This window comes from Bradyrhizobium sp. 192, from assembly GCF_023100965.1.
In the GTDB taxonomy this organism is placed as follows: domain Bacteria; phylum Pseudomonadota; class Alphaproteobacteria; order Rhizobiales; family Xanthobacteraceae; genus Bradyrhizobium; species Bradyrhizobium symbiodeficiens.
Window position 1 is genome coordinate 4,151,896 of sequence record NZ_CP064690.1, and the last position, 17,017, is coordinate 4,168,912.

At 64.8% G+C, this 17,017-nt stretch carries 13 protein-coding genes; 6 read left to right on the forward strand and 7 right to left on the reverse strand.

Features of this window, described 5'->3' with window-relative positions; translation table 11 throughout:
- Positions 1–73 precede the first annotated feature (73 nt).
- On the forward strand, positions 74–802 hold the full coding sequence (locus tag IVB24_RS18855) for a sulfite exporter TauE/SafE family protein (protein WP_094974677.1): 729 nt from the start codon (positions 74–76) through the stop codon (positions 800–802).
- On the opposite strand, the gene IVB24_RS18860 is transcribed toward IVB24_RS18855, so the two are convergent.
- Together IVB24_RS18860 and IVB24_RS18865 are read right to left on the reverse strand one after the other, a co-directional pair.
- A complete protein-coding gene (locus IVB24_RS18860) occupies positions 799–3,999 on the reverse strand; it encodes a multidrug efflux RND transporter permease subunit (protein WP_247768054.1) in 3,201 nt (1,066 codons plus the stop codon). The genes IVB24_RS18855 and IVB24_RS18860 overlap by 4 nt on opposite strands.
- A gap of 179 nt (positions 4,000–4,178) precedes the next feature.
- Positions 4,179–5,423, reverse strand: a complete 1,245-nt coding sequence (locus tag IVB24_RS18865; protein ID WP_247768055.1) for an efflux RND transporter periplasmic adaptor subunit — start codon at positions 5,421–5,423, stop codon at positions 4,179–4,181.
- A 199-nt stretch (positions 5,424–5,622) separates the two neighbouring features.
- Here IVB24_RS18865 and IVB24_RS18870 point away from each other — a divergent pair, with 199 nt between their 5' ends.
- On the forward strand, positions 5,623–6,222 hold the full coding sequence (locus tag IVB24_RS18870) for a TetR/AcrR family transcriptional regulator (RefSeq protein ID WP_247768056.1): 600 nt from the start codon (positions 5,623–5,625) through the stop codon (positions 6,220–6,222).
- A 7-nt stretch (positions 6,223–6,229) separates the two neighbouring features.
- Here IVB24_RS18870 and IVB24_RS18875 read toward each other — a convergent pair whose 3' ends face one another.
- The 4 genes from IVB24_RS18875 to IVB24_RS18890 all read right to left on the reverse strand — a co-directional run bounded on the left by IVB24_RS18875 (position 6,230) and on the right by IVB24_RS18890 (position 11,625).
- Positions 6,230–7,726: an amidase gene (locus IVB24_RS18875; RefSeq protein WP_247768057.1), complete on the reverse strand. Its 1,497-nt coding sequence runs from the start codon at positions 7,724–7,726 to the stop codon at positions 6,230–6,232.
- A 278-nt stretch (positions 7,727–8,004) separates the two neighbouring features.
- Positions 8,005–9,372, reverse strand: a complete 1,368-nt coding sequence (locus IVB24_RS18880; RefSeq protein WP_247768058.1) for an MFS transporter — start codon at positions 9,370–9,372, stop codon at positions 8,005–8,007.
- Positions 9,373–9,448: 76 nt separating this feature from the next.
- On the reverse strand, positions 9,449–10,978 hold the full coding sequence (locus IVB24_RS18885; protein WP_247768059.1) for an aldehyde dehydrogenase: 1,530 nt from the start codon (positions 10,976–10,978) through the stop codon (positions 9,449–9,451).
- The gene (locus IVB24_RS18890; protein ID WP_162308501.1) at positions 10,975–11,625 is read right to left on the reverse strand and encodes a GntR family transcriptional regulator; all 651 of its coding nucleotides are present in this window, start codon (positions 11,623–11,625) and stop codon (positions 10,975–10,977) included. The genes IVB24_RS18885 and IVB24_RS18890 overlap by 4 nt, the downstream gene beginning before the upstream one ends.
- Before the next feature lie 153 nt (positions 11,626–11,778).
- Here IVB24_RS18890 and IVB24_RS18895 point away from each other — a divergent pair, with 153 nt between their 5' ends.
- The 4 genes from IVB24_RS18895 (at position 11,779) to IVB24_RS18910 (ending at position 16,564) form a co-directional block, all read left to right on the forward strand.
- Positions 11,779–12,552, forward strand: coding sequence for an alpha/beta fold hydrolase (locus tag IVB24_RS18895; protein WP_247768060.1), 774 nt, complete (start codon positions 11,779–11,781; stop codon positions 12,550–12,552).
- Between the two features lie 386 nt (positions 12,553–12,938).
- Complete coding sequence (locus IVB24_RS18900) at positions 12,939–14,156, forward strand: multidrug effflux MFS transporter (RefSeq protein ID WP_166469672.1); 1,218 nt, start codon at positions 12,939–12,941, stop codon at positions 14,154–14,156.
- Positions 14,157–14,171: 15 nt separating this feature from the next.
- Positions 14,172–15,569 (forward strand): guanine deaminase, encoded by a 1,398-nt coding sequence (gene guaD / locus IVB24_RS18905; RefSeq protein ID WP_247768061.1) that lies wholly within the window; start codon positions 14,172–14,174, stop codon positions 15,567–15,569.
- A gap of 11 nt (positions 15,570–15,580) precedes the next feature.
- Positions 15,581–16,564, forward strand: coding sequence for an antibiotic biosynthesis monooxygenase (locus tag IVB24_RS18910; protein ID WP_247768062.1), 984 nt, complete (start codon positions 15,581–15,583; stop codon positions 16,562–16,564).
- Positions 16,565–16,586: 22 nt separating this feature from the next.
- Here IVB24_RS18910 and IVB24_RS18915 read toward each other — a convergent pair whose 3' ends face one another.
- On the reverse strand, positions 16,587–16,934 hold the full coding sequence (locus IVB24_RS18915; protein WP_094896516.1) for a MerR family transcriptional regulator: 348 nt from the start codon (positions 16,932–16,934) through the stop codon (positions 16,587–16,589).
- Positions 16,935–17,017: the final 83 nt, after the last annotated feature.

Consider the following 17,017-nt stretch of genomic DNA (forward strand, 5'->3'; position numbering starts at 1 on the left):
AGGCGGCCGCCTGCACCGATAGCCCGGATGCTTCCGTTCCGCAGATTCCCTACGATTGACCGGAGGACGGTCCGTGCCTGATGTCACGACTCTGATTTTGCTCAGCGTTGCCGTGTTCGCCGGCGCCTTCGTTTCGGGGCTGTCGGGTTTCGCGTTTTCGGCCGTCGCGGGCGCGATCCTGCTGCGGGTGTTTCAGCCGCTGGAAGCCGTGCCGTTGATGATGGCGTGCAGCATCGGCGTGCAGGCGACCAATCTCTGGGCGCTCCGGCGCAGCATCCGCTGGGAGGGCAGTCTGCTGCTGATCGTCGGCGGATTGATCGGCGTTCCCATCGCGGTGTCGCTGCTGCAGAGCGCGGATACGCATCTGCTCAGGCGCGGCTTCGGCATCATCGTTGCGCTCTATGCGGCCTACATGCTGCTGCGCCCGACGCTGATCACCGCCGGTGACGCGGTCGGCCGGCACTGGGTCGCGCTGATCGGCTTCGGCGGAGGGCTCGTCGGCGGGCTGACGGCGATGCCGGGCGCAATCCCGACGATCTGGTGCGACATGCGCGGCATGCCCAAGAGCGAGCAGCGCGGTCTGGTGCAGCCTTTCATCGCCGCAATGCAGGTCTTCGCGATCGTCCTGCTGGTCGGACATCAGGACCTGTCGTCGAAAGTCTTGGTCGATCTCGCGGTCAGCCTGCCAGCGCTATTCGCTGGTTCCGCGCTCGGCGTGATCGCCTTTCACCGCGTCAACGAGACGGTCTTTCGCAAGACCGTGCTCGTCCTGTTGCTGCTCTCGGGGATCTCCCTGGTCTAGTGGGAAGGCGTGGTGATCGAACCCTGGACCGGCGCCGCGCTGATGTCGCTGCCGTGATGCACCAGCGGCTTGTTGCCGGCCACGGTCCGCAGCAGCACGTAGAACACCGGCGTCAGGAACAGGCCGAACACGGTGACGCCGATCATGCCGGAGAACACGGCAACGCCCATGGCGCGCCGCATCTCCGAACCTGCGCCGGTCGAGAGCACCAGCGGCAGCACGCCCATGATGAACGCCATCGACGTCATCAGGATCGGGCGAAGCCTCAAGCGGCTCGCCTCGATCGCGGCCCGGATCGGCGTGCGGCCGGCGAATTCGAGCTCGCGCGCGAATTCGACGATCAGGATCGCGTTCTTGGCCGAAAGTCCCACGAGAACGATCAGGCCGATCTGGGTGAAGACGTTGTTGTCGCCCTTGGATATCCAGACGCCGAACATGGCGGCGAGCAGGCCCATCGGCACGATCATGATGATCGAGAGCGGCAGGGTCAGGCTCTCGTAGAGCGCGGCCAGCACCAGGAAGACCAGCAGGATCGCCAGCGGGAACACCCAGAGGCCGGAATTGCCGGCGATGAACTCCTGATAGGTCAGATCGGTCCATTCGAAGGCAAAGCCGGGCGGCAATGTCTCCGCTGCGATCCGGGTTGCGGCCGCCTGCGCCTGGCCCGACGAGAAGCCGGGCGCGGCGGCGGCGTTGATGTCGGACGACAGAAAACCGTTATAGCGGATCGCGCGCTCCGGTCCCGCGCTCTGACGGACGTTGAGCAGGGCCGACAACGGCACCATGTCGCCCGAGGACGAGCGCACCTTCAACTGCCTGATGTCGTCGGCGCGCGCGCGGAACGGCGCATCGGCCTGGACGCGGACCGAATAGGTTCGGCCAAACTTGTTGAAGTCGTTGACGTAGTAGGAGCCGAGATAGATCTGGAGCGTGTTGAACACCTCCGTCACGGGGACGCCGAGCTGCAGCGCCTTGGTGCGGTCGATGTCGGCGAAGAGCTGGGGCACGTTGACCTGGAAGCTCGAGAACGCGCCGGCGATCTCCGGCGCCTTCTGCATCGCCGCCATGAACGCATTGGTCGCTTCGTTCAGCGCCTCATAGCCGAGGCCGGCGCGGTCCTCGATCTGCAGCTTGAAGCCGCCGATGGTGCCGAGGCCATTGACCGGCGGCGGCGGGAACATGGCGATGAAGGCTTCCTGGATGCCGGCGTATTTCTTGTTGAGATCGGCTGCGATTGCATTCCCGCTCAGCGCCGGCCCCTTGCGCTCGTCGAATGGTTTCAGCGTCGAGAACACGATGCCGGCATTGGACGAGTTGGTGAAGCCGGAGATCGACAGGCCGGGAAAGGCCACCGAACTCTCGACGCCGGGCTGGGTCAGCGCGATGTCGCTCATCTTGCGGATCACCTCTTCGGAGCGGTCGAGCGCCGCGCCGTCCGGCAGGCGGGCGAAGCCGACCAGATATTGCTTGTCCTGGCCCGGCACGAATCCACCGGGCACCTGCTGGAACAGCAACGCAGTGACCCCGACGAGCACCACGTAGAGGCCCATCACGGCGGCCTTGCCCGAGATCACCTTGGTGACGCTGCCGCTGTAGTTCTCCGAGGAGCGCGTGAAAGCCTTGTTGAAGCCGCGGAAGAACCAGCCAAGGCCCCTTTCCATGATCAGCGTCAGCCGGTCCTTCGGCTCGTTGTGGCCCTTGAGCAGAAGCGCCGACAGCGCCGGCGACAGCGTCAGCGAGTTGACGGCGGAGATCACCGTCGAGATCGCGATCGTCAGCGCGAACTGCTTGTAGAACTGCCCGGTGAGGCCGGAGATGAAGGCCAGCGGCACGAACACCGCGATCAGCACCATGGCGATCGCGATGATCGGGCCCGAGACCTCCCGCATCGCCTGATAAGTGGCGTCGCGCGGCGACAGCCCGGATTCGATGTTGCGCTCGACATTCTCGACCACGACGATGGCGTCGTCGACGACGATGCCGATCGCGAGCACGAGGCCGAACAGGCTCAGCGCATTGATGGAGAAGCCGAACACGTGCATCACGGCGAACGTGCCGACGATCGAGACCGGCACCGCCAGCAGCGGGATGATCGAGGCCCGCCAGGTCTGCAGGAACAGGATCACGACCAGCACCACCAGCGCGATCGCTTCCAGAAGCGTGTGGATGACCGCCTCGATCGAGGAGCGGACGAACTGGGTGGGGTCGTAGACGATCTGGTAGGACACGCCTTCGGGCATGTTCTTCTTGATCTCGGCCATGGTGGCGCGAACGTTGTCGGAAATCTGCAGCGCGTTGGAGCCGGGCGCCTGGAAGATCGGTATCGCCACCGCCTGCTTGTTGTCGAGCAGCGAGCGCAGCCCGTATTCGGAGGCGCCGAGCTCGATGCGCGCGACGTCGCGCAGACGAACGACTTCGCCGCGTGTTCCGGTCTTGACCACGATGTCGCCGAACTGTTCCTCGGTGGCGAGCCGGCCTTCCGCGTTGACGGACAGTTGCAGGTCGATGCCGCTGACGTTGGGGGAGGAGCCGACGACGCCGGCGGCGGCCTCGACGTTCTGTGCCTGGATCGCCTTGACGATATCGCTCGCGGTCAGGCCATGCTCGGCGGCCTTCTGCGGATCGACCCAGACCCGCATCGAGTAGTCGCCGGCGCCGTAGAGCTGGACGTCGCCGACGCCGTCGATCCGCGCGAGGCGATCCTTGACGTTGAGCACCGCATAGTTGCGCAAATACGTCATGTCGTAGCGGCCGTTCGGCGACAACAGATGCACCACCATGGTGAGGTCGGGTGACGACTTCTTGGTGATGATGCCGAGCTGGCGCACCACGGCCGGCAGGCGCGGCTCGGCCTGCTGCACGCGGTTCTGCACCAGCTGCGTCGCCTTGTCGGGGTCGGTGCCGAGCCGGAACGTCACCGTCAGCGTCATCGCGCCGTCGGTGGTGGCCTGGCTCGACATGTACAGCATGTTCTCGACGCCGTTGATCTGCTCCTCGATCGGGGTCGCGACCGTTTCCGCGATCACCTTGGGATTGGCGCCGGGATAAGTCGCGCGCACCACGACGGAGGGCGGCACCACGTCCGGATATTCCGAGATCGGCATCGCGAACAGCGAGATCAGGCCGGCAAGGAAAATCAGGACCGACAGCACGCCGGCAAAAATCGGACGATCGATGAAGAATTTCGAGAGATTCATGGCTTTGCCCCTGGGCAATATCTTGCGGCTCTCCGGACAGCTCCGCCGTCATTCCGGGGCGCGCGCAGCGCGAACCCGGAATCCAGAGGTGATGTGCTCGGTTTCACTAACTTCGAGATTCTCAGGTGCGCAATTGCGCACCGTAGTTCGCGACTTCGTCGCGCCCCAGAACGAGGTAACTAGCGTTGCACCACGTCCTGGTTGCTGTGGTTGGAGGCTGCTTGCTGCCCACGCGCGCCCATCGCCGCGACCTCCGTCTTGAGGAGGGCGCCCGGGCGCACGCGCTGCAGGCCGTTGACGACGATGCGATCGCCGGACTTCAGGCCCGAGGTGACGACACGAAGCCCGTCGACGGCGCCGCCGAGCGTGATCGGCCGGTACACCGCGCGGCTGTCGTCGCCGACCGCCATCACGAACTTCTTGTCCTGGTCGGTGCCGATCGCGCGCTCGTCGATCATCACCAGCGTCTGCTGCTTCGGCTGGCCCATGCGCACGCGGGCGAACTGGCCGGGGATCAGACGCCCGTCCTCGTTCTGGAACACCGCGCGCACCCGGATGGTGCCGCTTTGGCCGTTGACCTGGTTGTCGATGAGCTGGATGTGGCCTTTGGCCGAGAAGCCGCCGGAGGTCGCCATCTCCACGGGGATCTGGTCGAGCTTGCCGCGCGCGCCCTTGGCGTCCGCGATCGAGTTCAACGCACGCAGCACGACCTCTTCATCGGCATCGAAGGACGCATAGATCGGATTGACCGAGACCAGCGAGGTCAGCACCGGGGAGGCAGTGCCGGCGGCGACGAGATTGCCGACGGTGATTTCGATCTTGCCGACGCGGCCGTCCACCGGCGCGCGCACCTCGGTGTAGTCGAGATTGAGCTTTGCAGTCTGGAGCGTTGCCTCGGCCGCCTTCACGTTGGCGATCGCTTCGCGGTTGGCGTTCTCGCGCTGGTCGAAATCGCGGCGTGTCACGACGGCGTTGCCGACCAGCTGCGCGCCGCGTTCGACCTCGCTGGTGGTGAACACCACGCGCGCCTTTGCTGCCTCGAGCTGGGCGTTGGCCTTGTCGACCTCGGCCGCGTAGGGCGCCGGATCGATCTTGAAGAGGACGTCGCCGGCCTTCACCAGCGCACCTTCGGTGAACTCCGTCGCAAGGATCGCACCGGCAACGCGCGGGCGGAGCTCGACGCGGTGGATGGCTTCCAATCGGCCGGAAAAGTCGTCCCACAGCGCGGTCTGCCGCGGCTCGATCATGGCGACAGTGACAGGCACCGCCTGTTCAGCCGCGGCGGCCGTTGCGGTTGCCTGGGCGGCATGAAGATAGTGACCGGTCGCAATCGCGCCGGCCACGGCGAGGGTGCCGACGATGGCGACGCCGCCAAGAAGGCGGCGGAAACGGCCGGTGCGGGAGGTATTTCGGGCGGGGTGCATTTGCGCGCTCCAGATATGTAGTGTTCACTACAGATGTGGAGCTGGATGTCGCAGTGCAAGATACTTATGTACCATTCACTAAGAAAATTGTAGCCGCTTACCGCGACGATGGGAAGACGCAAGAAAAATAAAGCTAGAACAATTAGATAGGGACCGGCGTTAAGCTGATACGGGCCGCCGATTCCGAGGAGACAGGCACATGCGCATGGGACGCCCCCGCGAATTCAACGCCGAAACGGCGTTGGATCAGGCGATGGAAGTGTTTTGGCGACACGGCTACGAGGGCGCCACCATCGCGCAGCTGACCGAGGCCATGGGCATCAATCCCCCGAGCCTCTACGCCTGTTTCGGCAACAAGGAAGGCCTGCTGAAGGCCGCACTCGACCGCTACACCAAGCTGCGCGATGTCTGGATGAACGAGGTGGTGGCCGCATCCACCGCCCGTGACGTCGCCGAACGGATGCTGATGGGCATCGCCGAGAAGCAGACCGATCCCGCCAATCCGCCCGGATGCCTCCTGGTGCAGGGCGGCATCGCCTGCGGCACCGGCTCCGAGAACGTCCCCTTCGAACTCGCCGCCCACCGCGCCCGGAATGAAGACCAGCTCCGCGGCCGTTTCATCCGCGCCAAGGCCGAAGGCGATCTCAAGGAAAGTGCCGACCCCGCCGCGCTCGCGCGCTACGTCTCGGCCGTCTCGGTCGGCATGGGCGTGATGGCGTCGTCGGGCGCAGATCGCGAAGCGCTGCGGCAGGTGGCGAGCGTCGCGGTGCAGGCGGTGGAGGCGCAGTCGGCCGATTGAACCTGATTCATCTCGCGAGTTGCGCGGCAGACAGCGTCGGCGGCGGGACGAAGCCGCCAAACTCGCGTTCGATCAGCCCGGCCAGCGCAATCGTCGTGCGGTCCTCGAGATAAGGCCCGATGATTTGGACGCCGATCGGCAGGCCCGACGGCGTGCGCTCGATCGGAACGGCGGTTGCCGGCAGACCGCAAGTCGAAGCAGGGTCCGCCCAGATGAAGCACGCGTCGGAGTAGTTGGTGAGCTTGCCATCGATGTCGAGCTGCCGCGCGTCAAACGGCTCGGAATGGTCGTGCGGGAACGCCGGGACGGAGGCAGCCGGATAGACCACCGCGTCGAACTCGCGGAAGAATTGGTGCCACTTCTGCTGCAACTGCAGGCGGGCCGCGTCGATCGCAAGCCACTCGCGATGGATCATGCCCCAGCCGCGGGCGCGCTCGGCCTGCAGGCTGCGGTCGTCGGGCAAGAGTGCCGCGGCAAGTCCTTGTGCCTCTGCGAGGGCGGCCGGTGTCAGGCGCGGACTTCGCGCGGCGTTCAACAGCTTCATGTAGAGCCGCGCGGATTCGGCGAGATCGGGCAGCGACGCGCTCGCGCGTGCGAGGCGCGCGCCTGATCGTTCGAGCCGTTCTGCCAGTCGACCAATGGCAGCACGCACCGCGTCACCCGTCGGCATCAGCGGATGGGTGTCGATCACGAGGATCCTGAAATCCCTGAGATTGTCATGGCGCGGGGTTGGCAGTGCAAGGCGATAGCCGATCCCGTCGCGCGTCTCGTCCGGGCCGGCAATCACGTCGAGCGACAGCGCAAGGTCCGAGGCGGTGCGTGCCATCGGTCCGACGACGGCGAGATCGCCCTGGCCAGGAACGGGCGGCGCCGGCGGCAGACTGTATCCACGCAGCGGGACCAGGCCGAGGCTCGGCTTGTGTCCGAACACCCCACAGAAATGCGCGGGCACCCGGATCGAGCCGCCGATATCCGAGCCGATTGAGAGCGGGCCGAAACCAGCGGCCAATGCCGCCCCCGATCCGCCCGAGGAGCCGCCGGCTGACCGGCCGAGATCCCACGGATTGTTCGTTGCCCCGTAGACGTCGTTGTAGCTCTGGAAATCCCGCAAGCCGATCGGGATATTGGTCTTGCCGATAATGATGGCGCCCGCCGCCTTCAATCGCGAAACGACGAGAGCATCTTCCGCCGGCTGAAAATCCTTGAAGTGCGGAAAGCCCCATGTGGTCGCCAGGCCGGCGACGTTGAACGGTTCTTTCAAGGTGAGGGGGATACCGAGCAACGGCAGCCGCTCGCCACGGCCAAGCGCGGCATCGGCGGCGCGTGCGGCATCCCGAGCGCGATCGAAATCGCGAACGACAATGGCGTTGATAGGGCCATCGAGTGCCTCGATGCGCGCGATCGTGTGTTCGAGCAATTCCGATGCGGAGACCTTGCGCCCGTGCAGGGCGCCCGACAATGCGCCGATCGAGCCGTAGTCGAGGTCAGGGGCATCTGCGGTCATCACGAACTCCATTGTATGTCGTCGTCTGGACAACCGATCCTGACGCCGAACATGCAATGTTGGAAGCGGGATGAGGAGGCGGCGCAACGGGAACCAGATCTGCCCGCCGGTCGGAGCGGCGTTCGGGGCGTTGACCGCTTCCACAGCGTCTTGGCTGGGCTTGTCCCGGCCATCCACGCCCTACGACACGGCACCGAGAACGTGGATGCCCGGGACAAGCCCGGGCATGACGACCTTATATCGGGAGGCGGAACATATCAGATCGCCGAGAGCTAAACTCAGGAGGCTTCCTTGAGCACCGGCGCCGCTGTTTCCTCCGCCTTCATTTCCTCGAGACTGCGATGCCGCGGCTCGATGCCCAACGCCCAGACCGTGATGATCTGCACCACCAGCAGCCCGATCATCAGCGCCATCACGCCGGCTACGCCGCGCGACTCGAATAGCGACACGACGAGGAATGGCGTAACGATCGTCGCGCCGCGTCCCAGCGTGTTGACGATGCCGGACGCACGCAGGCGGACTTCGGTCGGAAACAGCTCCGGGATATAGATGCCGAACAGCAAGGCGACCAGAACGTAGATCGGCACCGTCAGTGCAAAGCCGACGGCCGGCAGCAGGATCGGATCCGAGATCATCGGATAGAGAATGCCGAACGCTACCGTGATCACGGACGCGCCGATGATGGTCGGCTTTCGGCCCCAGCGGTCCGCGGTCAATGCACCGATGGCCGCGCCGATCGGTGCACCGAGCGCCATCAGCAGTGAATAGCCGAACGAGGTCGCGACCGAGAGACCCTGCTTGACGAAGAACACGGGGAGCCAGGTGACGAAACCATAGAGCAGGGTGTTGATCGTGATCAGGCAGACGGCACCGACGATCATTCGCGACAGCAGGGGAGCAGTGAACAGCGTGCCGAGATCGGGGGACGCCGGTACCGGTGATGCGGCCGCAGGCGCAGGCAGGGGCTGGCCCTGTGCCGCCTCCTTCTCGATCACCTGCATCAGCGCTTCCGCCTCGGCGTTGCGCCCCACGGCTTCCAGCCAGCGCGGCGATTCCGGCAGCGATTTTCGCATGTACCAGACCACGAGCGCGCCGACGCCGCCGAGCACGAACATGGAGCGCCAGCCGAATTGCGGCACCAGCACGGATGCGACCAGCAGCGCGACGGGCAGGCCCGTGACGACGCACACGGCCGTGAGGCCGAGCCATTTGCCGCGGGTGCGCGCGGGCACGAATTCCGTCATCGTCGAATAGCCGACGACGTTCTCCGCGCCCAACCCGACGCCCATCACGAAGCGGCAGGCAATGAGGAACGCCATGTTTGGAGAGAACGCTGCGGCGAGGGAAGCGATGCCGAAGAGCAGCAAATTGAATTGATAGGTGAAGCGGCGTCCGTAGCGGTCGCCGAGAAAGCCGGTGCCGAACGACCCCAGCATCATGCCGACGAAGGTGGCGGAGATGAAGGCTGCGTTCTGGGCGAGTGTCGAAAAGCCCGTCTTCAGCGTCACGCTGAGCACGGTCCCGGCGATATAGATGTCGAAGCCGTCGAAAAACATGCCGATGCCGATCAGCAGCATGATGCGGCGGTGGAATGGCCCGATCGGCAGGCGATCAAGACGGCCGCCTGCGTTCACCGATGTCGACATTTTACGCTCTCCCCTGACTGTCGTTCTGGTTGATGCGGCCCGCCTCTCTGAGCGATCTGCCGCCTGTCGCTGTTTGTTAGTTCAGTCGCTTCTGGTTGGCTGTGTCGCGGTACCAGTCGAACGGCTGCTCGTGGGTCGCGACCATCACGCTCTTGGTGTTGAAGTGGTCGTTGAAGCTCTCGGTGCCGCATTCGCGGCCGATGCCGGAATCATCTACGCCGCCCCAGGGCGAGGCCGGGTCGAGCCGGTGATGGTCGTTGATCCAGACGATGCCGGCCTTGACCGACGCAGCGACCCGGTGCGCGCGGGCGACGTCGCGGGTGCGGATCGCAGCGGCAAGGCCGAACGGCGAGTCGTTGGCAAGCCGTAGCGCGTCGGCCTCGTCCTTGAACGGCGTCACCGAGGTGAAGGGACCGAACACCTCCTCCTGGAAGATGCGCATGTCGGATCTGACGTCGGCGAACACCGTCGGCTCGACGAAATAGCCGTTGTCGTGGCCCGGCACTTTGGCGGCGACGCCGCCGGTGACGAGACGCGCGCCGTCTTCGCGGCCGTAACCTGCATAAGACAGCACGCGATCGCGCTGCTTGGCCGAGATCACGGGACCCATCTGGGTGGCGGGATCGAAGGGGTCGCCGACGCGGATCGTGCGGGTCTTGGCCTGCAGCTTCTCGACGAATTCGTCGTAGATCGAGGCTTGAACGATGTGGCGCGAGGCGCAGACGCAGGTCTGTCCGGCGCCGATGAACGCGCCGAACGCGGCATAGTTGACGGCGCGGTCGACGTCGAAATCGTCGAATACCATGACCGGCGTCTTGCCGCCGAGCTCCATGGTCTGATGCGCGAACACTTTTGCGGCCGCGCTGCCGGCGATGCGGCCAGCCTCGGTGCCGCCGGTCAGGACCAGCTTGTTGATGTCACCGTGCTCGGCCAGCATCTTGCCGGCGCTCTGGCCGAGGCCGAGAACGATGTTGAAGACGCCGGGCGGCAGACCTGCCTCGGTGAAGATCTGCGCCAGCTTCAACGTCGTCAGCGGCGTGTATTCGGACGGCTTGACCACGGTAACGCATCCGGTCGCGAGCACGACGGCGAGCGACTTGCACAGGATCATCAGCGGGTGATTGAACGGCGTGCAGTTGGCGACGATGCCGATGGGGGTGCGGAGCGTGTAGTTGAGATATGCGCCTTCGACGGGGATCACGGAGTCGCGGCGCGCCAGCGCAACGCCCGCGAAATAGCGGAAGAAGTCGGGCAGGCGGGAGAGCTGCGCGCGGGTCTCGTTGATCGGACGGCCGTTGTTGAGAGTCTCCAGCCGGTACAGGCTGTCGAGATTGGCCTCGAAGGCATCGGCGAGCTTGTTGACCAGCCTGGACCGTGCACGCGTGTCCATGCCGCCCCACGCCTTGCCTTCGAACGCGGCACGCGCGCTCGTCATTGCGCGGTCAATATCTTCGGCGGTGGAATTGGGAATGCGGGCGATCACATCGCCGGTTGCGGGATTGCGGACGTCCAGCATCGCGCCGCCTCCGGCCTCGACTTCACGCCCGTCGATGAAATTGCCGTGGATTTCGACGTCGATCGACGCGGGTTTTGACGGGATGTTCATGACGACCTCTCTTCGACGATGACGGCGTTGCGCTTGAGCGCCGGCAGGACGCGTTTTTCGGTGGCTCCGATATGGGCCTTGATGATGCGCGCGGCGGTTCTCGCTTCGCGATTCTGCATGGCGTCGATCAGGGCGACGTGCTCGGCGACGAGCTTCGCGGGATCGTGGCCTTTCAGATTGGACACGCTGACGCGGACCAGCCTGTCGGCCTGGCCGATCAGGTCGCACAGCGCCGTTGCCATGCGGCGATTGCCGGACGCATGCGCCAGTGCGGTGTGGAAGCCGCGATTGTAGGCGATGAAGTCTTCGTGGTTGCCCGAGAAGCGGCGGAATTCGTCGAGCGATTTCAAGACGCTGTCGGGCGCGCTCTCGATCGCCTCGGCAACGCAGGCCGGCTCCAGCGCGAGGCGGAAGCGCAGCAGGTCGCGGGCGTCCGACAGCGAGATCGGTGTGACCCGATAGCCCTGGCGCGGCTGCACCGTCACGAGGTGCTCGCGCTGCAGCCTCAGAAGCGCATCCCGGACCGGTTGACGGCTCACCGAATAACGCTCGGCCAAATCCTGCTCTCGCATTTCATCGCCGGGAGCTAGGCGACATGCTAAAATATCAGACCTGAGGAGATCGTAGATGTTTTCGCGTAAAAGCATGATTTTGTGGAACCTTGTTGGCGTCAATCTGGCAATCCTGATATTTCACGTCAAGACCCAAAAGCTTGAAATCCCGCCGATTTGATTTATCAATCGGACCGATGAGGCCTGCGATCACGCGGGCCGGCCGACGTAGTCGGGGAAAGACCGGACATGGACAGGCTTCTTGCCAACGGGACCGTCAACGCCGCGCAATCGGGCGAGGGGCCGCCGCTGTTCCTCTTCCACTCGCTGCTGTCGGACCGTGCGAGTTTCGATGCGATCGTGCCCGCGCTTGCCGGATCGTTTCGCATCATCGTGCCGGAGCTGCCGGGCTTCGGCGGCTCGCGTGCGGTGGAAGGCGGCCTTGCCAGGATTGCGGACCGAATGGCCGAGGCTGTGCACGATGCTGCGGGTGGCGCGCCGGCGATCGTGCTCGGCAATGGCTATGGCGGTTTCGTCGCCCTGCAGATGGCGATCCGGCATCCCGACATCGCCAGCAAGCTCGTTCTCGCCGACAGCGGCGCGGCGTTCTCGGAGCCCGGCCGCGAAGCGTTTCGCAACATGGCGAAGGTGTCGCGAGAGAAGGGACTGGAGGCGATCACTGACGTCGCGATGCGGCGCCTGTTCGCGCCGGAGTTTCAAGCGCAGCATCCTGAACTGATGCAGGATCGCCGTGCCGCCTTTCTGCGGACGGATCCGGACGTGTTTCGTGCGGCGTGCGACGCATTGGCAAGCCTCGATCTCCGCTCGGAACTCGTCGCGGTGAAAATTCCGGTCCTCGTGATGGTCGGCGAGCACGACGAAGCGACGCCGCCGCCGATGTCACATGAGCTGGCCGCCGGATTGCCGCGCGCCGAACTCAGGATCCTCGGTGGTTGTGCGCATGTGCCACAGCTCCAATCGCCGCGACAGTTTCTCGAAGCCATCGAGGAGTTCTTGCGGTGATCTGCGCGTTCGGTTCGAAACGTCGATGCCTTCCGAGCAGTTAATGGCTCGGCGCCGGCCGGCGAATTCACGATTGGCGATGATGCAATTCTGCACCTGATTTGCCCGACGGCGCAAATGAATATTTCGCCTTTACAGAATTTTGGAAAGGGTCAATGATTTCAGGAAGATCCTTACTGTGCATGGGGTTGTTTTCGCATTTTTTACGGGAGCGTCACCACGCTCGGGGTTCGGGGCATGAGCCGCCAGCATTGAACCGGAACCCCTAAGGGTTTTTACACACAGTTCTGGCACGTTCCCCCGCGTCAAGATTCCGCAACCTGCATCGTCGCGTCTCAACGCGCGCACGAAAAGACGGGGACGCGGAGATCAAGGGGGCGTTGCTCATGACCGCACTTGCTTCGGACGCCGGTTGCGCGAAGCGGGGGATCGTGCCGATCCTGCTGTGCGTCGTCCCGTTCAGCCAGATTCCGCTCGATGCCTACACGCCCGGCCTGCCGCAGATGGTGGCGGATCTCGCCGCCGATCCCGCCGCGATGCAGAACACCGTCACCGCCTACATGCTCGGCATGAGCCTGGCGCTGGTGCCTGTCGGCATCGCCTCCGACACGCTCGGCCGTCGCAACGTCCTGCTTGCGGGCTTCGCCGTGCTCGTCGCGATGAGCATCGCCTGCGCGCTCGCGACCAGCGCCTCGCTGCTGCTGGGCTTGCGCTTCCTGCAAGGCATCGGCGGTTGCACCTGCCTCGTGGTGGCCTATGCGGTCGCGGCCGATTGCTTTCGCGGCCGCGAGCTCATGGCGATCTCCGGCCTGTTGGGCGCGGCTTGGGGGCTCGCGCCTGTGCTTGCGCCCGCGGCCGGCGGCTTCATCGTCGAGCTGACGTCCTGGCGCGGTGTCTTCGTCATCATTGCCGTCGCCGCGGCCATCGTCGCTGCGATCGTGATGCTGCTTCTGCCCGAAACGTTACCGGCAGAGCGGCGCGCGCCGTTCGATCCGCGCCGCACCGCCGGTATCCTGCGCGACGCGCTTGTTCGTCCGGGCTTCCTGGCCTTCGTGCTGGTGTTCGCCGCGTCAGCCAGCGCGCAACTGGCGTTCGGCGTCGTCGCGCCGTTCTTCTACCAGACCGGCCTCGGCTATTCCGCGGCGATCTACGGCCTCGTCGCGCTCGGCCTCGGCGCGGTCAATCTCGCCGGGGAGCTCGGCTGCGCCCATTTTGCGCGCGTCGTGTCCGCGCGCGTGATGGGGTTTGGTGCCTTCGCGCTATTTGTTGCCGGCGCGGCGGTGCTGGCCGGAACAGGCATGGCCGTCGGTCTCGATTTCGCGTCGATAACGATCGGCGGCGCGCTGGTGCTCGGCGGCTGCGGTGTGCTGTGCCCGATGATGTACGGCATGGCGCTCGGCCTGTTCGAGCGCGACCACGGCCTGATCGGTGGCCTCATCAGCGCGCTCTGCTATCTCGCCGTCAGCGGCGCCATGGCGATCACGGCGGTGTTGCCTGAAGCAACCCAGGCGCCGATCGGATGGCTCTATCTCGGCCTCTGCGCCATCGCGGGCACGCTGCTCGCGGTCTCGCTGCCGTCGGCGCACCACGCCACACAGTCTTAACGAAGGAACCAGTTCATGACCACCGTCGGTATTCGCGGCACGTTCTTCGACTTCATCGACGATCCCTGGAAGCACGTCGGCAACGAGCAGGTCGCCGCACGTTTCCACCAGGACGGCCTCATGGTCGTCACCGACGGCGTCATCAAGGCGTTCGGTCCTTATGACAAGGTTTCTGCTGCGCATCCGGACGTCGAGATCACCCATATCAAGGACCGCATCATCGTCCCCGGGTTCATCGACGGCCACATCCATTTGCCGCAGACCCGCGTGCTCGGGGCCTATGGCGAGCAGCTGCTGCCGTGGCTGCAGAAGTGGATCTATCCGGAAGAGCTCAAGTACCGGGATCGCAACTACGCGCGCGAGGGCGTCAAGCGTTTCCTCGACGCGCTGCTGGCGTCCGGCACCACCACCTGCCAGGCCTTCACCAGCTCCTCGCCGGTCTCCACAGAAGAGCTGTTCGAGGAGGCGGCCCGCCGCAACATGCGCGTGATCGCGGGCCTCACCGGCATCGATCGCAACGCGCCGTCGGATTTCATCGACACGCCCGAGAATTTCTATCGCGACAGCAAGCGGCTGATCGCAGAGTATCACAACAAGGGTCGCAACCTCTACGCCATCACGCCGCGCTTCGCGTTCGGTGCTTCGCCGGAATTGCTCAAGGCGTGCCAGCGCCTCAAGCACGAGCATCCGGATTGCTGGGTCAACACCCACATCTCCGAGAACCCGGCCGAGTGCAGCGGCGTCCTCGTCGAGCATCCGGATTGCCAGGACTATCTCGGCGTCTACGAGAAGTTCGACCTGGTCGGTCCAAAATTCTCCGGCGGCCACGGCGTCTATCTCTCGAACAACGAGTTCCGCCGGATGTCGAAGAAGGGCGCCGCGGTGGTGTTCTGCCCGTGCTCGAACCTGTTTCTTGGCAGCGGCCTGTTCCGCCTCGGCCGCGCCACCGATCCGGAGCACCGCGTAAAGATGTCGTTCGGCACCGACATGGGCGGCGGCAATCGCTTCTCGATGATCTCCGTGTTAGATGACGCCTACAAGGTCGGCATGTGCAACAACACGCTGCTCGACGGCAGCATCGATCCCGTGCGCAAGGACTTGGCCGAGGCCGAGCGCAACAAGCTCTCGCCCTATCGCGGCTTTTGGTCGATCACGCTCGGCGGTGCCGAGGGCCTCTATATCGACGACAAGCTCGGCAATTTCGAGCCGGGCAAGGAAGCCGATTTCGTCGCACTCGATCCGAACGGCGGCCAGATCGCGCAAGCGTGGCACCAGTCGCTGATCGCTGACGGCGCCGGCCCGCGCACGATGGACGAGGCCGCGAGCATGCTGTTCGCCGTCATGATGGTCGGCGACGATCGCTGCGTCGACGAGACCTGGGTGATGGGCAAGCGTCTCTATAAGAAAAGCTGAGACGGCAGCTCATGAGCGCATCCCTTGATACAGGCGGCCAGCCGGTCGCCCTCGTCATCCAGCGCCGCATCACTGATGATGGCTTTGCGGCGTTCGCGCGGTGGAATGGTGAGGTGGGCGAGGTGCTCAAGGCCTGGCCCGGGTTCCTGGGGCAGGAGGTGGTGCCGCCTCAGCCGCCCGCGCATGTGGATTGGGTGACAATCCTGCGCTTCGCGAGCCCAGCCGCTGCGCGCGCCTGGCTTCAGAGCGAGGTGCGGACGCGGCTGATCGCCGAGGTGCAGCGCTTCTTCGTCGGTTCGGAGGATGTCCATATCCTGCCCGACACCGGCGTTCAGCGCGACAGCGCGGTGTCGGCCGTCATCTCTTTCAAGGTGCCTGACGGCCTCGAGGACGCGTTCCTCAAATGGCAGCAGCGCATCCAGGCCACCGAGGCCGAGTTCAAGGGCTTTTTGCGCCACAAGATCGAGCGGCCGATTCCGGGCCTGCATGACGAATGGATCGTCATCCTGTCGTTCGACAGCGATGCCAATCTCAATGCCTGGCTCGACTCGCCGATGCGGCAGACGCTGCTGGAGGAGGGTGTGCGCTTCAATGCCGGCATGAATGTGAAGCGCGCGAGCTATGGCTTCAATTTCTGGTTTCCCGCCGGCAAGACGCGAGCGCCGGAGCAAGGCGCGGGCCTGATCTGGAAGAGCAACCTCATCGTCCTCCTGGTGCTCTATCCCGTGGTCTATCTCTGGGGCACTTTCGTTAGCGCGCCGCTGATCGACAGTCACGGCGTGCCGGTCTGGCTGTCGCTGTTCGCAGGCAATCTCGTCAGCACCCAGCTGCTCGGCTGGTGGCTGGTGCCGGCCGCCTTCAGGGCGCTCGACTGGTGGGTCACGCCGAAGGCCGCGCTCGGTCGCCAGATCGCGGGCTACGCGCTTCTTGCCGCGCTCTACGCCGCCTCGATGGCTCTGTACGCGCTGCTGCTCGCGTGGCATTGGGGGCGGTGAGGCCGAGCAGGCGGTTTGGCGCTCAGTTCACACTCGACAGGAAGCCCGCCAGAATCGTCCGGCTTTGGCTGAGCGTCTCGATGCGTTCATCGATGAGGCTGACCTGCTGCGCGAGTATTCTGCGCAGATTGTTGCACGGCGTGAATTCCGGATCGTTGTTCCGCACGCACGGCAGCAATTGCTGGATCGTTTCCAGCGTCATCCCGGCCGCGCCAAGCATTTTGATCCGCCGAACGGTCTCCTCTTCCGCCGGACCATAATCGCGATAGCCGGAGTCTGTCCGCTGCGGCGCAAGCAGTCCTTCGGCTTCGTAGTAACGCAGCATCCGGACACTGACTCCCGTCCTGCGGGAGAGCTCACCAATCTTCACTGAAAAATCCTCTTGACCCTGACAGTGCTGTCAGACCTTACAGGTCGTGCTCGTCCATGTGAACACCATCGCGGAGGAGCAAC

Excerpts from the sequence above, each read along its gene's own strand:
- IVB24_RS18895 (WP_247768060.1), top strand. The coding sequence starts at position 11,779 with ATGGACAGGCTTCTTGCCAACGGGACCGTCAACGCCGCGCAATCGGGC.
- IVB24_RS18865 (WP_247768055.1), bottom strand. The coding sequence starts at position 5,423 with ATGCACCCCGCCCGAAATACCTCCCGCACCGGCCGTTTCCGCCGCCTT.
- IVB24_RS18875 (WP_247768057.1), bottom strand. The coding sequence starts at position 7,726 with ATGACCGCAGATGCCCCTGACCTCGACTACGGCTCGATCGGCGCATTG.
- IVB24_RS18890 (WP_162308501.1), bottom strand. The coding sequence starts at position 11,625 with ATGCTTTTACGCGAAAACATCTACGATCTCCTCAGGTCTGATATTTTA.
- IVB24_RS18860 (WP_247768054.1), bottom strand. The coding sequence starts at position 3,999 with ATGAATCTCTCGAAATTCTTCATCGATCGTCCGATTTTTGCCGGCGTG.
- IVB24_RS18870 (WP_247768056.1), top strand. The coding sequence starts at position 5,623 with ATGCGCATGGGACGCCCCCGCGAATTCAACGCCGAAACGGCGTTGGAT.
- IVB24_RS18910 (WP_247768062.1), top strand. The coding sequence starts at position 15,581 with ATGAGCGCATCCCTTGATACAGGCGGCCAGCCGGTCGCCCTCGTCATC.
- guaD (WP_247768061.1), top strand. The coding sequence starts at position 14,172 with ATGACCACCGTCGGTATTCGCGGCACGTTCTTCGACTTCATCGACGAT.
- IVB24_RS18900 (WP_166469672.1), top strand. The coding sequence starts at position 12,939 with ATGACCGCACTTGCTTCGGACGCCGGTTGCGCGAAGCGGGGGATCGTG.
- IVB24_RS18885 (WP_247768059.1), bottom strand. The coding sequence starts at position 10,978 with ATGAACATCCCGTCAAAACCCGCGTCGATCGACGTCGAAATCCACGGC.
- IVB24_RS18880 (WP_247768058.1), bottom strand. The coding sequence starts at position 9,372 with ATGTCGACATCGGTGAACGCAGGCGGCCGTCTTGATCGCCTGCCGATC.